This is a genomic window from Kutzneria chonburiensis, from assembly GCF_028622115.1.
GTDB lineage: Bacteria > Actinomycetota > Actinomycetes > Mycobacteriales > Pseudonocardiaceae > Kutzneria > Kutzneria chonburiensis.
Genome location: NZ_CP097263.1, coordinates 7,742,872 through 7,760,111, shown reverse-complemented (window position 1 = coordinate 7,760,111; position 17,240 = coordinate 7,742,872). Strand labels below are relative to the sequence as shown.

Sequence of the window (17,240 nt, the reverse complement as noted above, 5' to 3'; positions counted from 1 at the left end):
GTCCGTGGCGCTGCTGTCGTCACGGGGATGAACCATAGGGCCATGAGGTTGACGTGATGGCACTGCACGACTGGCATTCGGCTTGGCGGGCAGCGCTCTACGGCCCGAAAGGCTTCTTCGCCGGCGGCGCGCGCCCGGCTGACCACTTCCGCACCTCCCCCTTGGTCGGGCCGGAGCTGGCCGAGGCGGTGGTGGTCCTGCTGGACCGGGTGGACATGGCCCTGGACCGGCCGAATCCGCTGGATTTCGTGGATGTGGGGGCCGGCGGCGGCGAGCTGGCGGCGCAGGTGTTCGCACGGTCCGAGCGCTTCGGCGGACGGCTACGGGTGCGCGCCGTGGAGCTGACCCGGCCGGAGTTGCCGGCCGGCGTCGAGTGGTCGTCGGAATTGCCCGATCAGGTGACGGGTTTGGTCATCGCCCACGAGTGGCTGGACTCGCTGCCGTGCCGCGTTGTGCAGATGCACGGGCAAAGGACCGTCGAGGTCGAGGTGGCCACCGATGGCACGGAATCCTTGGGCGATCCGGTGTCCTCGCCTTGGCTGGACGCCTGGTGGCCGTTGGCGGCCGAGGGGCAGCGGGCCGAGATCGGGTCGGGGCGGGACGCGGCGTGGGCGGACCTGGTGTCCCGGGTGGTCGCCGGCGCCGCGCTGGCCGTGGACTACGGGCATTTCCTGGCCTCGCGGCCGTTCGCCGGCTCGCTGACCGGCTACCGGCATGGACGGCAGGTGCCGCCGGTGCCGGACGGCAGCTGTGACATCACCGCCCACGTCGCCTTCGACTCGGTGCGGGCCGTCGCACCCGGCGAGCTCCTGACACAGCGGGAAGCGTTGGCGGCCTTGGGGATTGCCGGTGATCAGCCAGCGGCGGGGCTCGCGCTGACCGATCCGGCGGCCTGGATGGCGGCGACGGCCCGGGCCGGCCGGGTGGCGGAGCTGCGTGATTCGGCCGGGCTCGGCGGCTTCCACTGGCTGCTCTGTCCCCGAAACGCGCCGATCAGCCTCGTGCGAGCATGACACCCGTGCAGATCACCGTCGGCGTCGGCGCGGGCGCCAAGTACCTCGGCGTCGACCACGTCATCGACCTCGGCCCGCTGCACCCGTCGGCCCACGGCGCGTACCGGTTGCGGCTGGGCGTCGAGGACAACGTGGTCACCGAGGCCGAGCCGCTGGTCGGGCACCTGCACCGCGGCGCGGAGAAGCTGTTCGAGGTCCGCGACTACCGGCAGGTGCTCACCCTGGCCAACCGGCACGACTGGCTGGCCGCCTTCTGCAACGAGCTCACCGTCGCACTGGCCGTGGAGCGCATGACCGGCATGGACGTGCCGCCGCGGGCAGTTCGGCTGCGCATGGTGCTGTGCGAGTTGAACCGGATGCTGGCGCACCTGGTGTTCCTGGCCCCGCTGACCCGTCAGCTCACCGGCGAGCCGACGGCCGGCACGACTGCTGCGGTGCAGGGTCGCGAGGCCGTGCAGGCGGTGATGGAGCAGGCGTCCGGCGGGCGGATCCACTTCATGGCCAACCGGATCGGCGGCCTGCGCGAAGACGTGCCCGCGACCTGGATCCCCAATGTGCGGGCATTGTTGACGACGTTGTCCGAGCTGCTGCCGGCGATTCGCGTGTCCACTGTGGACAGCACCGCGTTTCGTGAGCGCCATGCCGGACTCGGCGTCCTCAGTCACGAAGCCGCGCTGGCGCTGGGTGTCACGGGGCCGACCGGGCGGGCCAGCGGCGTCGACGTCGACCTGCGCCGCGACGGCGAACACCTTGCGTACCAAGACTTCCAGCCCGTAGTGGGCACTGATGGCGACGCCTTGACCCGCGTCGGGTGTGTCGTCGGCGAGATCGAGCTGTCGCTGCGGCTGATCGCCGGGATCCTCGACGAGCTGCCGTCCGGACCGGTGAACCTGCGGCTGCCCAAGGCGGTCAAGGCACCCGAGGGCTCCGTCTACGTGTGGACCGAGGCCCCGCTGGGCATTTCCGGCGTGCACCTGGCCTCACGCGGCGAGAAGACTCCGTGGCGACTCAAGCTCCGCACACCGTCGTTCAACAATGTGCAGGCGCTGTCGGCTCTACTGCCTGGAACTGCGGTGGCCGACCTGCCCGCGGTGCTCGGTTCCTTCGCGGTCGTGGTCGGCGACATCGACAAGTGAGCTAGTCCTCGCTACGGCGGCGACGGCGGCCGCGCGACTCTTCCTGGCCCAACGAGGCCAGCAGCTCGCTGACGGACTTGCCGGCGGCGTGCGCGCCGGTGTCGACGACCGGCGGCGGCGTCACGGGCGGCGGCGGGGCCGACGGCACCGGGCCGGGCGGCGGCGCGACCGGCGGCGCGGTGCGCACCGGGATCGGCAGCTCCAGCGAGTTCGGCACCCAGTCGCCCAGCTCGGGGTCCCACACCGGGCCGTCCACCTCGGGCGGCGGCGCGGCGGCCGCCTGCTGCGCGGGCTCGGGACGGCGACGACGGCCGGACGTCTCGGCCGGCGTGGGCCGCGGGCTCATCTGAGTGGCCTCGTTCGCGGCCTCGGGCCGACGACGGCGACCGGCAGCATCCACGGGGGCAGTAGCCGGCTGACGGCTTGGCGCCTGCTGCTTCATCTCCGGATTGAGGCGCATGGCCATCGTTGCGGCGGCCGGCTCGGGGCGCTGGGGCTGCTGTTGAGGCTGCTGCTGCGGCGCACGCGGCGGCTCGGCACGACGCGGCTCACGCGCGTCCGGCGCCCGCATCGGCTGCGACAGGGCCTGTGAGGGCTGCACCCGCATGCCGACGACGTTGGGCACACCGGCGGCCGGCTTGCGCGGCTCAGGCTGACGGGTCTCCGGCGGGCGGGCCTCGGGCCGACGCTCGGCCGGCCGCGGCTCGGCTGCCTTCGCGGCGGCCGGGCGGTTCACGAACTGGGTGGCGGCCGGCTGGGCCGGACGCTGCGGCTCTCGCCGGGCCTGTCCGGCCGCTGCCGACCGGCTCAGCGCCTCGGTCTGGGCGTTGCTGCGGCTGGGCTGGCGGGTCGCCTCCGGACGGCTCGGCTCCGGACGGCGCGGCGCCTGCTCCTTGGCCCGCAGCGGCTCGTGCGGAATGCGTTCGATCAGCTCGGTGGCCGGCGACTTGTCGGCCGGCGTCTCCTTGCGGACCGAACCGACGGTGATCGGCTTGCGGTCCTCCTTGGCGATGATCCGGTCCTCGCCAACGGCCAGCAGCCGCGACTGGTCGGACAGCGACCGCATCCGCGTCGACTCCGCGCGCAGCGCCACCCGCTCGACCAGCACCTCGCCGCCCAGCAGCGCCTCGAGGTTCTCCCGCAGGGCGCGCAGCTCACCGCGCAGCGCCTCCAGGTCCTCCCGCGACTCCTCCTCGACCCGGCGACGGGTCTCGGCCTCGATCTCCAGCTCGTACTCGCGGCGGGCCGCGACCTCGCGCTCCAGCTCCAGCTCATAGACGGCCTGCAGGTCGGCGACCTCGTCCTCGCTGGCCGCGGCTTCTCTGCGGTACTTCACGGCGAGGAAGGCGCCGACGAGGGCGGCCCACAGCGCGGCGAGGACGCCGAGGCGCAAGAACCTCGCGTCGTTGCTCAGGACGAGCACGGCGGTCGCGGCGATGGCCAGGACGAGAACCGCTACCAGGAGTAGCCGACCGTATCCACGACTGTCACCGCGCTCGCCTTCGGTCAAGCCGCTGCGGCCGGTCATGGGCTCTACGGTACCGGTCAGTTACCCGAACGAGACCTACCCGGACCCGATTGGCCCCTCAACGGAGACCGACGTTGTCATCCTGCTGCGGGGGATCCGGCGTCTTGCAGCAGTGTTCCAACCACAAAGCGGCGGCAACCAGTGCCGCCGAACCGACCAGTCCGACCAGGCCCGTGGTCCGGTCATCGGCCGCCGCCGAGGACACCGCGGCCAGCGGCAGCACGGTCAGCACCACCGCGATCCACACCCCGGACATGAGCGCGCCCACCAGCGACGACGCCTTGGCCAGCGCGACCGCCCGCGCCGCGGTCAACGGCTCCACCGGCCGCACCCCCGGCTTGCCGGCGATGCGGTTGCGCAGCTGCCAGGCCAGGATCGCCTCGACCACGGCCAGCACGCCGAAGGTCACGCCGGCCAACCGCGGCAGGGTCGGCAGCGCCGCGTAGACCAGTCGGAGCACGAGGACGGTCAGCAGGCCCGCTACCAGCGCGACTGCCAACAGGTCCCGAAATCTCGTGAACTTCATCACCACTCCAGCCGGAGATCGTCCCGGCGGCGCACGCCTGCCACGCTCACACCGGCCATGACCTCGGCGATCGGGCCGTGCCCCGGCAAAACCGCGTCAGGCTCGACATCCAGCCACGGGATGAGCACCGTGGCCCGCTCCGGGGTGCCCGGATGCGGCAACAGCAAATCGGGATGCTCAGAAGTCACACCGTCCACAGTGACCACATCGACATCAAGCGTGCGCGGACCCCAGTGCAGCGTCCGCACGCGACCGGCCTCGTTCTCCAAGGCCTGTCCCTTGGCCAGCCAGCCCCACTCGTCGACGTCGTCGGCCTGCACGATGACGATGGCGTTCAGGAAGTCCGGCTGCTCCTCCACGCCCCACGCCGCCGTCTCGTACACCGGGGACACCGCACGAACGTGGTCACGCAGGCCCGTCACCGCGCCCTGGAGGAACGCGAACCGGTCGCCCAGGTTGGACCCCAGCGACAACACCGCCCGCGTCACGAGCGCGTCCTGCGCACCGTGACCGCGACGTCCTGGAAGGACAGTGGGATCGGTGCCGACGGCTTGTGCACGGTCACTTCCACCTCGCCGACCCGTTCGTCGGTCAGCACCTCGTCGGCGATGTCGCCGGCGACCGTCTCGATGAGATCGCGCGGGTCGCCGGCCACGATCGCCGCCACCCGCTCGGCCAGCTCGCCGTAGTGCACGGTCTGGGTCAGGTCGTCGCTCGCCGCCGCGGCCGTCAGGTCCAGCCAGACCGTCACGTCGATCAGGAAGTCCTGTCCGTCGCGCTTCTCGTGCTCGAACACGCCGTGATAGCCGAACACGCGCAACCCGGTCAGCGTGATCCGGTCACTCATTCGCCGCTTCCCCTCTGCCAGGCCCGCACCACCAGCGCCGCGTCCATCGACCGGCGGACGTCGTGCACTCGCACACCCCACACCCCGGCCGCCGCCGCCAGCGCCGTGACCGTCGTCGTCGCCACCTCACGCCCATCCGGCGGTCTCGGGTTGCCGTCGGCGTCGGCCAACAGCGCACCCAGAAAGCGTTTGCGGGAAGCGCCGACCAGCAGTGGGAAACCCAGACCGAGCAGCTGGTCCAGGCCGTGCAGCAGGGCCCAGTCGTGCTCGCGCTGCTTGGCAAAGCCCAGTCCCGGGTCCAACACCAGCGCCTCGGCCGACACCCCGGCCGCCAGCGCTGCATCCACCCGGGCCGACAGCTCGTCGCGCACCTCGGCCACCACGTCCCGATAGGTCGCCAGGTCGTTCATGTTCTTGCTGTGGCCGCGCCAGTGCATCAGGATCCATGGCGCTCCCGAGCTCGCGACCACCTTGGCCATCTGCGGGTCGGCCAGGCCGCCCGACACGTCGTTGACCACCGCCGCGCCCGCGTCCAGCGCCGCGTCGGCCACCACCGCCCTGGTCGTGTCCACGCTGACCAGCACACCTTCGGCCGTCAGCTGCTCGATCACCGGCACCACCCGGGCGATCTCCACGTCCGCGTCCACCCGGTCCGCGCCCGGCCGCGTCGACTCGCCGCCCACGTCCACCAGGTCCGCGCCTTCCGCCCACAGCTCAAGGCCGTGCCTGATGGCGTCGTCGGTCCGTAGATACCGCCCGCCGTCCGAGAACGAGTCGGCCGTGACGTTCACCACACCCATCACGACGCAGCGGTCGGGATTCGGCAACCGGCTGTGCACCTAACGTCCCTTGATCAGTTCGATCGCCTCGGCCCGCGAGGTCGCCGAAGTCTTGAAAATGCCCCGCACCGCCGACGTCGTCGTACGGGCTCCCGGCTTACGCACCCCGCGCATCGCCATGCACAAATGCTCCGCCTCGATCACCACGATCGCCCCGCGCGGATTCAGCTTGGTCATAAGCGAATCGGCGATCTGCGACGTCAGCCGCTCCTGCACCTGCGGCCGCCGCGCGTACAGATCGACCAGCCTGGCCAGCTTCGACAACCCCGTCACCCGACCGTCGCCATTCGGAATGTAGCCAATATGCGCAACACCATGAAATGGAACCAAATGGTGCTCACAGGTGGAATACATCGGAATATCGGTGACGAGAACCAATTCCTCGTGGCTTTCGTCGAATGTCTTCTCCAGCACGGATTCGGGATCCGTGTACAGGCCGGCGAACAGCTCGCGGTAGGAGCGGGCCACCCGGGCCGGCGTGTCGCGCAGGCCGTCGCGGTCCGGGTCCTCGCCGCAGGCGATCAGCAGCTCGCGAACCGCGGCCTCGGCCCTGGCCCGGTCGAACCGGCCGTGAGCCGCCGAAGCGGCCCCACTCAGGGGGCCGCTTCGGCCAACAGTGCTGGTCATGCACACCTCCGCGGGGTCGCGGACCGTCTCAACGGCCGCTGTCCCGCTCAGTGTCACCCGGATCGCCGGACGGGGCGTTGCCCGGTCGGTTCTGGTCCCAGTTCGGGGTCCACGAGCCGTTCGGGTTGGGCTGCGTCGCCGGCGTCCAGCCGGGAGGCGCGCCGTAGTTGGGCGGGCCGCCGGCGCTGCCTGTCGGACGCCCGGGCGGGTAGGCGGAGGAGCCGTTGGTGCCGGGCAGCTCACCGCCGCCGGGCACGGTGGCGACGGGGGTCGGCGCCGGCTCCGGCTCGACCTCCTCCTCGCCGGCCGGGGGCCACGGCTCGCCGCGCTCCTTGGCCAGCTCGCCCGGCGTCTTCACCGGCGGCTTGTCGGACGGGGTGCGGTTGCCGAAGTTGTTGAACTCGGTGATCCGCGGCCGCTTCTGCACCCGGGCGAAGACCCGCTCCAGGTCCTTCTGGTGCAGCGTCTCCTTGTCCACCAGCTCGAGCACGAGGTCGTCGAGTACGTCGCGGTAGGTGTTGAGCACCTGCCACGCCTCGTCGTGCGCGGCCTCGATGAGCTTGCGCACTTCCTCGTCGATCTCGTGCGCGACCTCGAGGGAGTAGTCCGGCGCGTGCGACATCTGCCGGCCGAGGAACGGCTCGCCGTCGTGCTGGCCGTACTTGACCGCGCCGAGCCGGGCGCTCATGCCGTAGTCGGCGACCATCGCGCGGGCGATCTTGGTCGCCTGCTCGATGTCGTTGGAGGCGCCGGTGGTGGGCTCGTGGAAGACCAGCTCCTCGGCGGCGCGGCCGCCGAGCGCGAACACCAGCCGGGCGATCATCTCGGACCTGGTCATCAGGTCCTTGTCCTCCTCGGGCACCGACAGCGTGTGGCCGCCGGTGCGGCCCCGCGCCAGGATGGTGACCTTGTAGACCGGGTCGATGTCCGGCATGGCCCACGCGGCCAGGGCGTGCCCGGCCTCGTGGTACGCGGTGATCTTCTTCTCCTTCTCGGAGATGATCTTGCTCTTGCGAGCGGGGCCACCGATCACGCGGTCGACCGACTCCTCCAGCGCGGCGCCGGTGATGATGGTGCCGTTGTGCCGGGCGGTGAGCAGCGCGGCCTCGTTGATCACGTTGGCCAGGTCGGCGCCGGAGAAGCCGACGGTCCGCTTGGCCAGGCCGTCCAGGTCGGCGTCCTGGGCCAACGGCTTGCCCTTGGCGTGCACCCGCAGGATGGCCTTGCGGCCGCGCAGGTCGGGCGCGCCCACGGGGATCTGCCGGTCGAAGCGGCCGGGCCGCAGCAGCGCCGGGTCCAGGATGTCGGGCCGGTTGGTCGCCGCGATCAGGATGATGCCGCCACGCGAGTCGAAGCCGTCCATCTCGACCAGCAGCTGGTTGAGGGTCTGCTCGCGCTCGTCGTGGCCGCCGCCGAGGCCGGCGCCACGGTGCCGGCCGACCGCGTCGATCTCGTCGACGAAGATGATGCACGGCGCGTTCTGCTTGGCCTGCTCGAACAGGTCACGCACCCGGGAGGCGCCGACACCGACGAACATCTCGACGAAGTCCGAGCCGGAGATCGAGTAGAACGGCACGCCGGCCTCGCCGGCGACGGCCCTGGCCAGCAGGGTCTTGCCGGTTCCCGGCGGACCGTAGAGCAGCACGCCCTTGGGGATCTTGGCGCCGAGGGCCTGGTAGCGGCCGGGGTTCTGGAGGAAGTCCTTGATCTCGTGGAGCTCCTCGACCGCCTCGTCCGCCCCGGCGACGTCGCCGAAGGTCGTCTTGGGCATGTCCTTGGACAGCTGTTTGGCCCGGGACTTGCCGAAGTTCAGCACCCGGTTGCCGCCGCCCTGGACGTTGTTCATCATCCACATCAGTGCCAGCAGCAGCAGGCCGATGGGCACCAGGATGATCAGCATCTGGAGGAAGGGCGACTCGCTGGTCACGTGCACGTCGTAGGAGCCGACCTTGTTGGCCGGGTCCTGGAGCATCCGGAAGATCGCGTCCTCCGACCCGTTGGCCGGAATCGACGTGATGATCTGGGTGTGCCCGTTGAACGGCGTGTTCAGGTCGAGTCGGAGCTGCTGCTCCTTGTCGTCGAGGCGGGCCGCCTTGACATTGCCCTTCTGCACCTGGCTAATTGCATCCGAGGTCTGAACCTGGGTGTAGCCACGGGTGTCATCGGCCAGCAAGTTGATGGCCAGATAGACAGCAACCGCCGCCACGATCCAGATCAGCGGGTTGCGGAGAACGCGCTTGCGGTCCATGCACCTACGGCCGTCACGCGGCCTCGACCCTCCCTGCGTTTACGTCAAGCCCTGCCTCACGACACTGCTCAACACGTCGAGCGGCGATGTCACCGCGCTCGGCGGGACAGCCCCGTCCAGCTAGCTTACCGCCCGCCGCCGTCGGACCACGGCCGGAAGTTCGGCGCTCGGCCGGCGGCGACCTCACGACGGTCCCAACGCTCGGAGCTGGGGCACGGTTCCCCGACATGACCGGCGACACGCCGGGGCCGTTCGGGTTGAACCGGGGCGAGGGCGGCCACGTACCTCCGTGCACTGCTCTGCACCGGAAGAAGGAGGGCGCCCGGGTGCCAATGCCATCACCAGGCTGAGCCGTTCGGGCCCGAAAGTTGCGCCATCCGGCTCAATCCGTCCGGACCGGGCCCTCGACTGTTACGAGTCGGGGCCGCCATGTCGACGATCCGAGCAGAAAGCCCGCGCCCGCTGGGACGCCGACCAGGAGGTTCGCGCACCACAATGTCTACTCCTACCGGAGCCCACCGGCCGCCCTCCCGGCCGGATCGGGGTCGAAAGTGGCACTTCTTCCTGCCCATTGTGGTCGCCGTGCTGGCGGTGGGCGGGGTTGTGGTGGCCAACACCGCCAACTCGGTGCGGTGCGCCGGCCAGGTGCCGCTGCGGGTGGCGGTGACGCCGAGCGCGGCCACCGCGGTGCAGTCGGTGGCCGACGCCTTCGAACACGACCAGACGTCGGTCAACGGGCAGTGCGTGAAGGTGTCCGTGGTCAGCGAGGGCTCGGCCGACGTCGTGCAGTCGCTGCCGACAAGACCCATCGACCCGCCGGCGCTGTGGATCCCGGACTCGTCGCTGTGGGTGTCGACCGCGCAGGGCCTGGACAACAAGGACCCGGTCAACAGCCCCAAGCTGACCGAGCACCCGTCGCTGGCCTCGTCGCCGCTGGTGGTGGCGGCCAGCACGGCGCAGGCCGACAAGCTGGGCTGGCCCAAGTCGCCGGTGAGCTGGCAGCGGCTGGTCACCGGGCAGACTCCGATCGCGATCACCGACCCGCTGACCAACACCGAGGGCGTGGCCACGTTGGGCCTGGCGCAGGGCCTGCTGCCGGTGCAGTCCAACGGGCTGCCGCCGCAGGAGCTGATCGCGGTGCTGCTGCGGTTGCGCGGCACCACGCTGAACTCGGTGTCCAACGGTTTCGACAACATCCGCAAGGACCCGGCCAACGCGCTGCTGTTCACCACCACCGAGCAGTCGGTCGTGTCGTACAACGTGACGACGGCCGCGCCGGCCAAGGCCGTGGCGATCTATCCCGCCGAGGGCACCGTGCTGTTCGACTACCCGGTCGTCCGGGTGAACACGCGGGGCGAGGTCAACGGCACCGACCAGGCCGCGGCCGCGTTCGAGCAGGAGCTGCGGTCGGCGCGGTCGGCCGGCATCTTCAGCGCCGCCGGCTTCCGTGACTCCAAGGGCACCGCGTCGACCTCGTGGGGCGGCAAGGACGGCGTGCAGGCCGCGACCCCGCCGCTGCTGCCGGCGCCGTCGGCCGCGCAGGTCGGGACCGTGCTGCGGGCGTGGAACGTGGTGCATCTGGACGGGCGGACGCTGGCCGTGATCGACGTGTCCGGGTCCATGACCTCGCCTATGCCCGGTGGACAGAACCGGATCGAGGTGGCCCGGGACGGGGCGCTGGCCGCGATGGCGTTGATGCCGGACAGCACTTATGTGGGGCTGTGGGCGTTTTCGCAGCAGCAGGGGCCGCCCAACGACTGGAAGGAACTGGTGCCGCTCGGGCCGCTCGGCGGCAAGGTCAACGGCGTCAACCAGCGTTTCGCGTTGCAGCAGGCGGCGACGGGGCTGCCGGCCCGGGTGCGCGGCGGCACGGCGCTGTACGACACGGCCTTCGCCGCGTACGAGACGCTGAAGGACGACTTCGACCCGACCAAGGTCAACGCGGTCGTGCTGATCACCGACGGGAAGAACGAGAAGAACGGCGGGCTGGACCTCAACGGCCTGCTGCAGATGTTGCGGGCGCAGACCGATCCGACCAAGCCGGTGCAGATCATCGGCATCGGGCTCGGGCCGGACGCCGACATGAACGCCCTGAACGCGATCGCCGCCGCGACCGGCGGCAAGGCCTACCCGGCCGCCGACGCCGCCTCGTTCCGCGGCGTCCTGTTCGACGCCCTCAGCCGCCGCCCCTGCAACACCGGCCCCTGCTGATGTGTCAGGAAGGGCCCCTTACTGACGTTCAACGCCAGTAAGGGGCCCTTCCTCACGTTCAACGTCAGGAAACGTCCCTTGGCGGGTCAGCTCGAGTAGACCTTGGGGTCGAGGGTGCCGATGTAGGGCAGGTCCCGGTAGCGCTCGGCGTAGTCGAGGCCGTAGCCGACGACGAACTCGTTCGGGATGTCGAAGCCGATGTACTTGACCGGCACGTCCACCTTGACCGCGTCCGGCTTGCGCAGCAGGGCGCACACCTCGAGCGAGGCCGGACGGCGCGAGGCCAGGTTCTTCAGCAGCCAGGACAGCGTCAGGCCGGAGTCGACGATGTCCTCGATGATGACCACGTTCTTGCCGGCGATGTCCCGGTCGAGGTCCTTGAGGATGCGCACCACGCCCGATGAGGACGTGGACGAGCCGTAGGAACTGACCGCCATGAACTCCAGCTGGACGGGCACCGGCAGGGCCCTGGCCATGTCGGTCATGAACATCACCGCGCCCTTGAGCACGCCGACCAGCAGCAGGTCCGAGCCGCCGTCGCGCGCGGGATGGTCCGCGGCCACCTGCTTGGCCAGTTCCTGGATCTTGTCGCTGATCTGCTGCTCGGTGATGAGCACGGAGGCGACGTCGCCCTCGTACACGGGCCGCTTCCCCTCTTTCGGCCTGGTGCGTGGCCCCTGGTCAGGACGACGCTCGGTCTAGTTGCAGCCTGCCATGTGCGCGCTGTGCCACCAAGCCGCCGCGGAGCAACACGCCTCCCTGACCACGCCATTCACCGATCAGTGCGTCGATGTCACGCAGCTGGGCGTCGGTGAGTTCGGTCACACCGCTTCGCAGCAGCCAGCTCCGCAGCACCCGCCGCCGGATCGCCGGCGGGGTGTTCACGAGCCGTTGTGTGTCCAGTCCTTCCGGGTCGTCCACCAGCATTTCCGCCGCCAGCGCGTCCAGGGCGTCGTTGTCCTCCCGCAGCTGCGCCGCCGTCCGGGCCAGCGCGTCGGCCACTCCCCCTTGCAGCACGTCCTCCAGCAGTGGCAGCACTTCGTTGCGCAGGCGGACCCGGGTGAACGCCGGATCCACGTTGTGCGGATCACTCCAGTAGGTCAGCCCTTGCGCCGTGCAGGCGCGCTCCGTCTGGGCTCTTGTCACCGTCAGCAGCGGGCGACCCCATGGCGGGTCCAGCGGCCGCATGCCGGCGATCGAGCGTGGTCCCGAGCCTCGGCCCAGGCCCAGCAGCACCGTCTCCGCCTGGTCGTCTTTTGTGTGTCCCAGCAGCACGATCGCGTCTTCCGCCGGCAGCGCTCGCCTCAGCGCCTCGTACCGCGCCCTCCGTGCCGCCGCCTCCATCCCGCCCGGGCCTTCGACCTTGGTCGTCAGCACCCGTACGTGCGGGATGCCCAGCGCCGACAGCTGCTCCGCCGCCTTCGCCGCGACCTTGTCCGAGCCCGGCTGGAGTCCGTGATCGACGATCAGACCGTGCACGGTGACGTTCAGCCTTCGAGCCTGATGCTGCGCCGCCGCCGCCAGCGCCAGCGAGTCCGCCCCACCCGACACCGCCACCGCCAGCTGCCCACTGCTCAGATAGCCGGCCTTCTTCGCCACGGTGACCAGACGGCGCACCGCCGTCCGCACCGCCGACACCGCCTCATCCGGGCGCGCACCAGAAGCCAACTAACTCAGCCCCCACCACTCCCGGGGGGCCGCCCCGAAGCCATTCTATCCGGCATGATCACTCGTTGATCTTGAAATGGGTGAGCCTGTGGACAACTCGGGCCCTGTGGACAACTCAGGGATGGACCCTCCGGAGCCAGGCGTCGGGGTCGGCGATCTCGGCGCGGGAGGGCAAGGTCTCGGGCGAGGTCCACACGGTGTTGAAGCCGTCCATGCCGACGGCGTCGACGACGTGCCGGGTGAAGGCGGCGCCCTCGGCGTACTGCCGGATCTTGGCCTCGACGCCGAGCACGGCCCGCAACACCCGGTCCAGCACGCCGCCGCCCTTGCGACGGGCGGTGAAGCGGCTGCGCAAGGTCGTCACGGACGGCACGACAACCGGTCCGACGGCGTCCATGACGTGATCGGCATGGCCCTCGAGCAGGGTGGACAGCGCAACCAGGCGGTCGAGGACGGCTCGCTGCTCGGGCGACTGGATGAGCTCCATCAACGCGGTCGGCCCCTCGGTGGGGCGCACGGTCTTGAGCCGGTCCCGCGCCGAACGGACCATCTCGGGAATCCGGTTGAAGGCCCCGACGGCGTTGTCGTCCATGACCGACAGCAGCTGCCCGACCTGCGAAGAGAAGTAGTCCCGCAGCCACGGCACGGCGGTGAACTGGAGCCGGTGCGTGACCTCGTGCAGGCACACCCACATGCTGAAGTCACTGGCCGGCACGTCCATGGCCTGCCGCGCGGCGACGATGTTGGGTGCGACGAGCAGCAGCCGGCCGCCACCGCCGAACGGGTCGTACTGGCCGAGCACCCGTGAGCTGAGGAAGGCCAGCACCATGCCGGCCTGCACGCCGGCGGTGCCGGCAAGCACGCCGCCGAGCGGACCGGGCAGGTTGGCCGGCATCGCACCCTCGGTGAGCAGCGCGAGGCCTTCGCTGGCGGCACGAACCCAGCCGTGCCGGTCGACCACGGTGCCCTCTCGCAGCGGCAAGCCGTGCCCGAGCCCGGTCAGCTCACGCACGTGCAACTCGGCGTCGCCGGTCATGCCGCGCAATTCGCGCACGACGGCGTCGGCCTCCGCTCTGGGCACGGTCGGCCCGGACCGGATCAACCGCTGGGCGGTCGACGCGGCGACCGACCAGTCCACCGGTGACGGAGGGCCACCGTCGGGCAGGGACCTGGCTGCGTTTCCCGCGTTCACACCCTCGACGCTACCTTGGGTGACGCGCCGACCGCAGCAGCCGAATCAGCGGCATCCGCATCCGCGCAGCGCCGCGGCCACGTTGTCCAGGGCCGCCCGCCCCTGGTCGATCTGCGATCCGTTGGACATCAGCGCGAAGGCCAGCACCTTGCCGTCGGCTGTCTGCACGATGCCGGTCAACGTGTTCACCCCGTCGAGCGTGCCGGTCTTGGCCCGCACCCAGCCCTTGCCCGGCGCGGACGAGGCGTCGCCGTACCGATCGGCCAGCGTGCCACTGCCGCCGGCCACCGGCAGCCCGTTCAGCAGCGGCCGCAGCTTGGCCACCCGCGGATCGCTGCCGCCGTCCGGCCCGGCGGCCACGGTCATGATCGAGCCGAGCAGCTTGGCCGTCACCCGGTCCTGGGTGGACAGTCCGCTGCCGTCGACCATGGTGACGCCGGTGAGGTCGAAGTTGTTGTTACGCAAGATGTTCAGCACGGTGCTGGAGCCGCCGGCAAAGGTGACGGGCGCTCCGGCCTGCTTGGCGACCTCGCGGCCGATCGCTTCGGCCAGCACGTTGTCGGAGATCTGCAACAGGTTGCTGACCATGTCGGTCAGCGGCGGCGACTGCACGGTGCCGAGCACCTTGGCGTCAGGCCCCGCGGTCCCCTTGGCCACCGAGTTGGGGTCGGCGCCGAGTCGCCGGGCGAACTCCTTGGCGGCGTCGGTGTCCGGCGTCGCGGTGCGCGCCGGTTCCGACACGGTCGGCCGGCTGCGGCCGCCGTCCAGCATGATCGGCGTGATCGGGGCGACGGACCCGCCGGCGATGTCGCTGTTCTCCCAACCCGGGGCCATCGCGTCGCCGCTGTAGCGGTTGGTGTCCAGCAAGACCTTGTGGACGGTGCCGCCGGTCGCCTGCTTCACCTGTGCGACAAGGTCGTCCAGGCGCGCGGCGCCCGGGTAGACGGTCTCCTTGCCGGCCGGGAGCGACGACAGGGTCGGATCACCGCCGCCGACGAGGACCACGGTGTCGGGGTCGGGACCGGCGACAACGGTGGTGGTGAAGCGGAACTGCGGGTCAAGCGACAGCAGCGCGGCCGTCATGGTCAGCACCTTGCCGGCCGACGCGGGCGTCAGCGGCGTGCTGGAGTTGCGTTCCCACAAGGTCGTGCCGGTCGCCGGGTCGATGACACTGCCGGTGAGCGTGCCCAGCGCGGGCGACGACACCGGGCCGGCGATCTTGGCCGCGACACCGGCCGCGGTCGGGCCCTGGGCGTCGCCCAGGGGCTTGATCAGCAGGTTCGGCGCGGCCGGCGACGGCGGCGGGGCGGTCGCGACGACCGTGGAGCCACCGAAGCCGGACGATCCGAAGTAGACGGTCGCACCGACGGCCAGCACCAGGAAAATGGCCAGCCCGACCAACAACGGCTTGCGGGACCGGCGCGGCGCCGGCTCGTCGACGTCGTTCTCGGGTGACGTCCGCGGCGGCGGGGGCAGCTGCGGCGCCGGCTGCGGCACGTCGTCGCCCAGCTCAGGCCGGCCGGCCGCCGGCGGGCGTGGCACCTGCACGCGAATCGTCGGTGTGTCATCGACGGACGGCCCACCGGGACCCGGCAGTTGCACCGTCGGCGGATCGAGGCGGGCCCGGTCGTTGTCCACCGGCATGGCGATCGTGTCTTCGAGCGGCGACACCGGCGGCTCCGACCGCGCGGGCTCGATCCGCATGGGCTGGGCCTTGGTCGGCACGTCGGCCAGCCTGATCCTCAGCGTCTCCGGCTCCTTGGACACCGGCTTGGGCGGCGGAACCGGTTGCGGCGGTTGGATCTTCGGCGGCGGAGGCGGCACCGGCACCCGCTGCGTGACGGGCTCCCGAGGCGGAGCCGGCCGCACGGGCGGCTTCGGCGGTGGGGTCGGTGACGTGAGCGGCACCGATGGCTGCGTCCGCGGCGGGGCCGGTGGCGTGAACGGCGCCGGCGGCTGCGTCCGCGGTGGGACGGGCGGCGGCGGGACCTGCACCCGCTGGGTCGCCGGCTCGGGCACCGGTCGATCCGGCCCCGGCTTGGGCGACCGCTCCGGGCCTTGCTGAGTCGGCGGCTCCGGCGCTTGCCGAGTCAGGCGCTCCACTTGCTGGGTGGGCGGCTCCGGGTCCGGCGGGGTCGGCCGCTCGAGAGCATGGCGGGTCGGCCGCTCCGACATCTGCTGGGCCGGCGACTCCGAAACGTGCGAGGTGGGAGGTTCCGGAACCGGTTGAGTCGGCGGCTCGGGCACCGGCCGCGCCGCCCGCTCCGGCCCCGGCTTGGGCGGCCGCTCGGAAACCTGCCGGGTCGGCGGCTCCGACACCTGCTGAGTCAGCGGCTCCGCGACCGGCTTGATCGGCCGCTCCGAAACCTGCTGAGTCAGGGGCTCCGCGACCGGCTCGATCGACCGCTCCGACACCTGCTGGGTCGGCGACCCAGGCACCGGCTGCACCGACCCCGACTTCGTCGGCCGCTCCAGCATCTGCTGAGTGACCGGCTCCGGGACCGGCTGGGTCGGCGGCTCCTCGACGGATTCCGGCGCGGCCTGAGCCACCGGCTCCTTGTCCGCTTCCCGCACGGGCTGCGGCACCGGCACCTGCTGAGTGACCGGGTCCTTGGCCGGCTGCTTCACCGGTACCGGCGGCTGCTGGGCCTGCTGCTCAGCAGGAACCTGTTCCGCGACCGGCTCCGGCACCGAGTCCTGCCGGGCCGCCGGTTCCTCGGCCGGCTGCTTCACCGGCACGGGCAGTTGCTGGGCCACCTGCTCCTTCGCAGGCACCTGTTCCGCGACCGGGACCTGCTTGGTCACCGGGTCCTCGACCGATTCCGACTTCTCGGTGCGCTCCGACTGCTTCGCCGGCTCCGACTCCTCGGGCGATTCCGCTTCCCCGGCGGGCTCCGACTGCTTGACCGGCTCCTGCACCTGCTGCGTCGCCGGCTCGGTGTCCTGCTCCTCGACCGCGACCTCAGCCTCAGACTCGACGGGCTCGACGGACTCCGTCTCGCTGTCTGTTTCATCCTCAATGTCGGGCTCAACCTCGGCCGTCGCCGACTCCTCGGCCGCCACTTTCACCCCATCAGGCGACCGTGACTCATCGCTCGGCCAGGCCGGCGACGAGCCGTCACCGTCGGCCGACGGCCACCCGACCTGGGCGCCCTCACCTGCGGCGACGGCCGGCTCCGAAGCGTCCTCCACCGGCTGGGTCGGCCAGGCCGGCGCCGGTTGGCCGGATTCGGGCACGGAGTCCTCCTCGACGGGGCCCGTGGCCGACACGGACCAAGCTCACACAGCTCACCGGCCCCATGGATACCGGCGACACACGACTTGTGGTCCACACTAGTGGCGTAACCGGAGTGCCAACCCCGCCGCAGCGCGCCGACCGTGGAGCGCGCTCGCGTACAAAGAGGC

General features: G+C 71.2%; 14 protein-coding genes. 3 read left to right on the top strand and 11 right to left on the bottom strand.

The window, feature by feature from the left end; all coding sequences use genetic code 11:
• The first annotated feature begins 56 nt into the window (after positions 1 to 56).
• Both M3Q35_RS35885 and M3Q35_RS35880 read left to right on the top strand, forming a co-directional pair.
• Positions 57 to 1,013 carry an SAM-dependent methyltransferase gene (locus M3Q35_RS35885; RefSeq protein WP_273936986.1) on the top strand — a complete coding sequence of 319 codons (957 nt, stop codon included), beginning with the start codon at positions 57 to 59 and terminating at the stop codon, positions 1,011 to 1,013.
• Positions 1,010 to 2,149 (top strand): NADH-quinone oxidoreductase subunit D, encoded by a 1,140-nt coding sequence (locus M3Q35_RS35880; RefSeq protein WP_273936985.1) that lies wholly within the window; start codon positions 1,010 to 1,012, stop codon positions 2,147 to 2,149. Before M3Q35_RS35885 ends, M3Q35_RS35880 begins: the two co-directional genes overlap by 4 nt.
• Position 2,150: 1 nt before the next feature.
• Here M3Q35_RS35880 and M3Q35_RS35875 read toward each other — a convergent pair whose 3' ends face one another.
• Genes M3Q35_RS35875 through ftsH form a run of 7 tightly spaced genes read right to left on the bottom strand, consistent with a single transcriptional unit; the run spans position 2,151 to position 8,764 of the window.
• Positions 2,151 to 3,677, bottom strand: coding sequence for a DUF6779 domain-containing protein (locus tag M3Q35_RS35875; protein WP_273936984.1), 1,527 nt, complete (start codon positions 3,675 to 3,677; stop codon positions 2,151 to 2,153).
• A gap of 58 nt (positions 3,678 to 3,735) precedes the next feature.
• Entirely contained in the window at positions 3,736 to 4,203 is a 468-nt protein-coding gene (locus M3Q35_RS35870) for a DUF3180 domain-containing protein (protein ID WP_273936983.1), read from the bottom strand.
• Complete coding sequence (gene folK / locus M3Q35_RS35865) at positions 4,203 to 4,691, bottom strand: 2-amino-4-hydroxy-6-hydroxymethyldihydropteridine diphosphokinase (RefSeq protein ID WP_273936982.1); 489 nt, start codon at positions 4,689 to 4,691, stop codon at positions 4,203 to 4,205. The genes M3Q35_RS35870 and folK overlap by 1 nt, the downstream gene beginning before the upstream one ends.
• Positions 4,688 to 5,050, bottom strand: coding sequence for a dihydroneopterin aldolase (folB, locus tag M3Q35_RS35860; protein ID WP_273936981.1), 363 nt, complete (start codon positions 5,048 to 5,050; stop codon positions 4,688 to 4,690). The genes folK and folB overlap by 4 nt, the downstream gene beginning before the upstream one ends.
• Positions 5,047 to 5,850, bottom strand: coding sequence for a dihydropteroate synthase (gene folP / locus M3Q35_RS35855; RefSeq protein ID WP_273944599.1), 804 nt, complete (start codon positions 5,848 to 5,850; stop codon positions 5,047 to 5,049). Before folP ends, folB begins: the two co-directional genes overlap by 4 nt.
• 39 nt (positions 5,851 to 5,889) lie before the next feature.
• Positions 5,890 to 6,516 carry a GTP cyclohydrolase I FolE gene (gene folE, locus M3Q35_RS35850; protein WP_273936980.1) on the bottom strand — a complete coding sequence of 209 codons (627 nt, stop codon included), beginning with the start codon at positions 6,514 to 6,516 and terminating at the stop codon, positions 5,890 to 5,892.
• 28 nt (positions 6,517 to 6,544) lie between these two features.
• A complete protein-coding gene (gene ftsH / locus M3Q35_RS35845) occupies positions 6,545 to 8,764 on the bottom strand; it encodes an ATP-dependent zinc metalloprotease FtsH (RefSeq protein ID WP_273936977.1) in 2,220 nt (739 codons plus the stop codon).
• Between the two features lie 582 nt (positions 8,765 to 9,346).
• Between ftsH and M3Q35_RS35840 the strand changes: the two genes are divergently transcribed.
• Positions 9,347 to 10,975 (top strand): substrate-binding domain-containing protein, encoded by a 1,629-nt coding sequence (locus M3Q35_RS35840; RefSeq protein WP_273936975.1) that lies wholly within the window; start codon positions 9,347 to 9,349, stop codon positions 10,973 to 10,975.
• An 86-nt stretch (positions 10,976 to 11,061) separates the two neighbouring features.
• Here the strand turns inward: M3Q35_RS35840 and hpt are convergent, their stop codons facing one another.
• From hpt to dacB, 4 genes are all read right to left on the bottom strand, one after another.
• A complete protein-coding gene (hpt, locus tag M3Q35_RS35835; protein ID WP_273936974.1) occupies positions 11,062 to 11,616 on the bottom strand; it encodes a hypoxanthine phosphoribosyltransferase in 555 nt (184 codons plus the stop codon).
• Between the two features lie 40 nt (positions 11,617 to 11,656).
• Complete coding sequence (gene tilS, locus M3Q35_RS35830; RefSeq protein ID WP_273936972.1) at positions 11,657 to 12,643, bottom strand: tRNA lysidine(34) synthetase TilS; 987 nt, start codon at positions 12,641 to 12,643, stop codon at positions 11,657 to 11,659.
• Between the two features lie 115 nt (positions 12,644 to 12,758).
• Positions 12,759 to 13,781: a zinc-dependent metalloprotease gene (locus tag M3Q35_RS35825; RefSeq protein ID WP_273936971.1), complete on the bottom strand. Its 1,023-nt coding sequence runs from the start codon at positions 13,779 to 13,781 to the stop codon at positions 12,759 to 12,761.
• A gap of 99 nt (positions 13,782 to 13,880) precedes the next feature.
• Positions 13,881 to 17,072: a D-alanyl-D-alanine carboxypeptidase/D-alanyl-D-alanine endopeptidase gene (dacB, locus tag M3Q35_RS35820; protein WP_273936970.1), complete on the bottom strand. Its 3,192-nt coding sequence runs from the start codon at positions 17,070 to 17,072 to the stop codon at positions 13,881 to 13,883.
• Positions 17,073 to 17,240 lie beyond the last annotated feature (168 nt).

Excerpts from the sequence above, each read along its gene's own strand:
- M3Q35_RS35885 (WP_273936986.1), top strand. The coding sequence starts at position 57 with ATGGCACTGCACGACTGGCATTCGGCTTGGCGGGCAGCGCTCTACGGC.
- M3Q35_RS35880 (WP_273936985.1), top strand. The coding sequence starts at position 1,010 with ATGACACCCGTGCAGATCACCGTCGGCGTCGGCGCGGGCGCCAAGTAC.
- M3Q35_RS35875 (WP_273936984.1), bottom strand. The coding sequence starts at position 3,677 with ATGACCGGCCGCAGCGGCTTGACCGAAGGCGAGCGCGGTGACAGTCGT.
- M3Q35_RS35870 (WP_273936983.1), bottom strand. The coding sequence starts at position 4,203 with ATGAAGTTCACGAGATTTCGGGACCTGTTGGCAGTCGCGCTGGTAGCG.
- folB (WP_273936981.1), bottom strand. The coding sequence starts at position 5,050 with ATGAGTGACCGGATCACGCTGACCGGGTTGCGCGTGTTCGGCTATCAC.
- folP (WP_273944599.1), bottom strand. The coding sequence starts at position 5,850 with ATGGGTGTGGTGAACGTCACGGCCGACTCGTTCTCGGACGGCGGGCGG.
- folE (WP_273936980.1), bottom strand. The coding sequence starts at position 6,516 with ATGACCAGCACTGTTGGCCGAAGCGGCCCCCTGAGTGGGGCCGCTTCG.
- ftsH (WP_273936977.1), bottom strand. The coding sequence starts at position 8,764 with ATGGACCGCAAGCGCGTTCTCCGCAACCCGCTGATCTGGATCGTGGCG.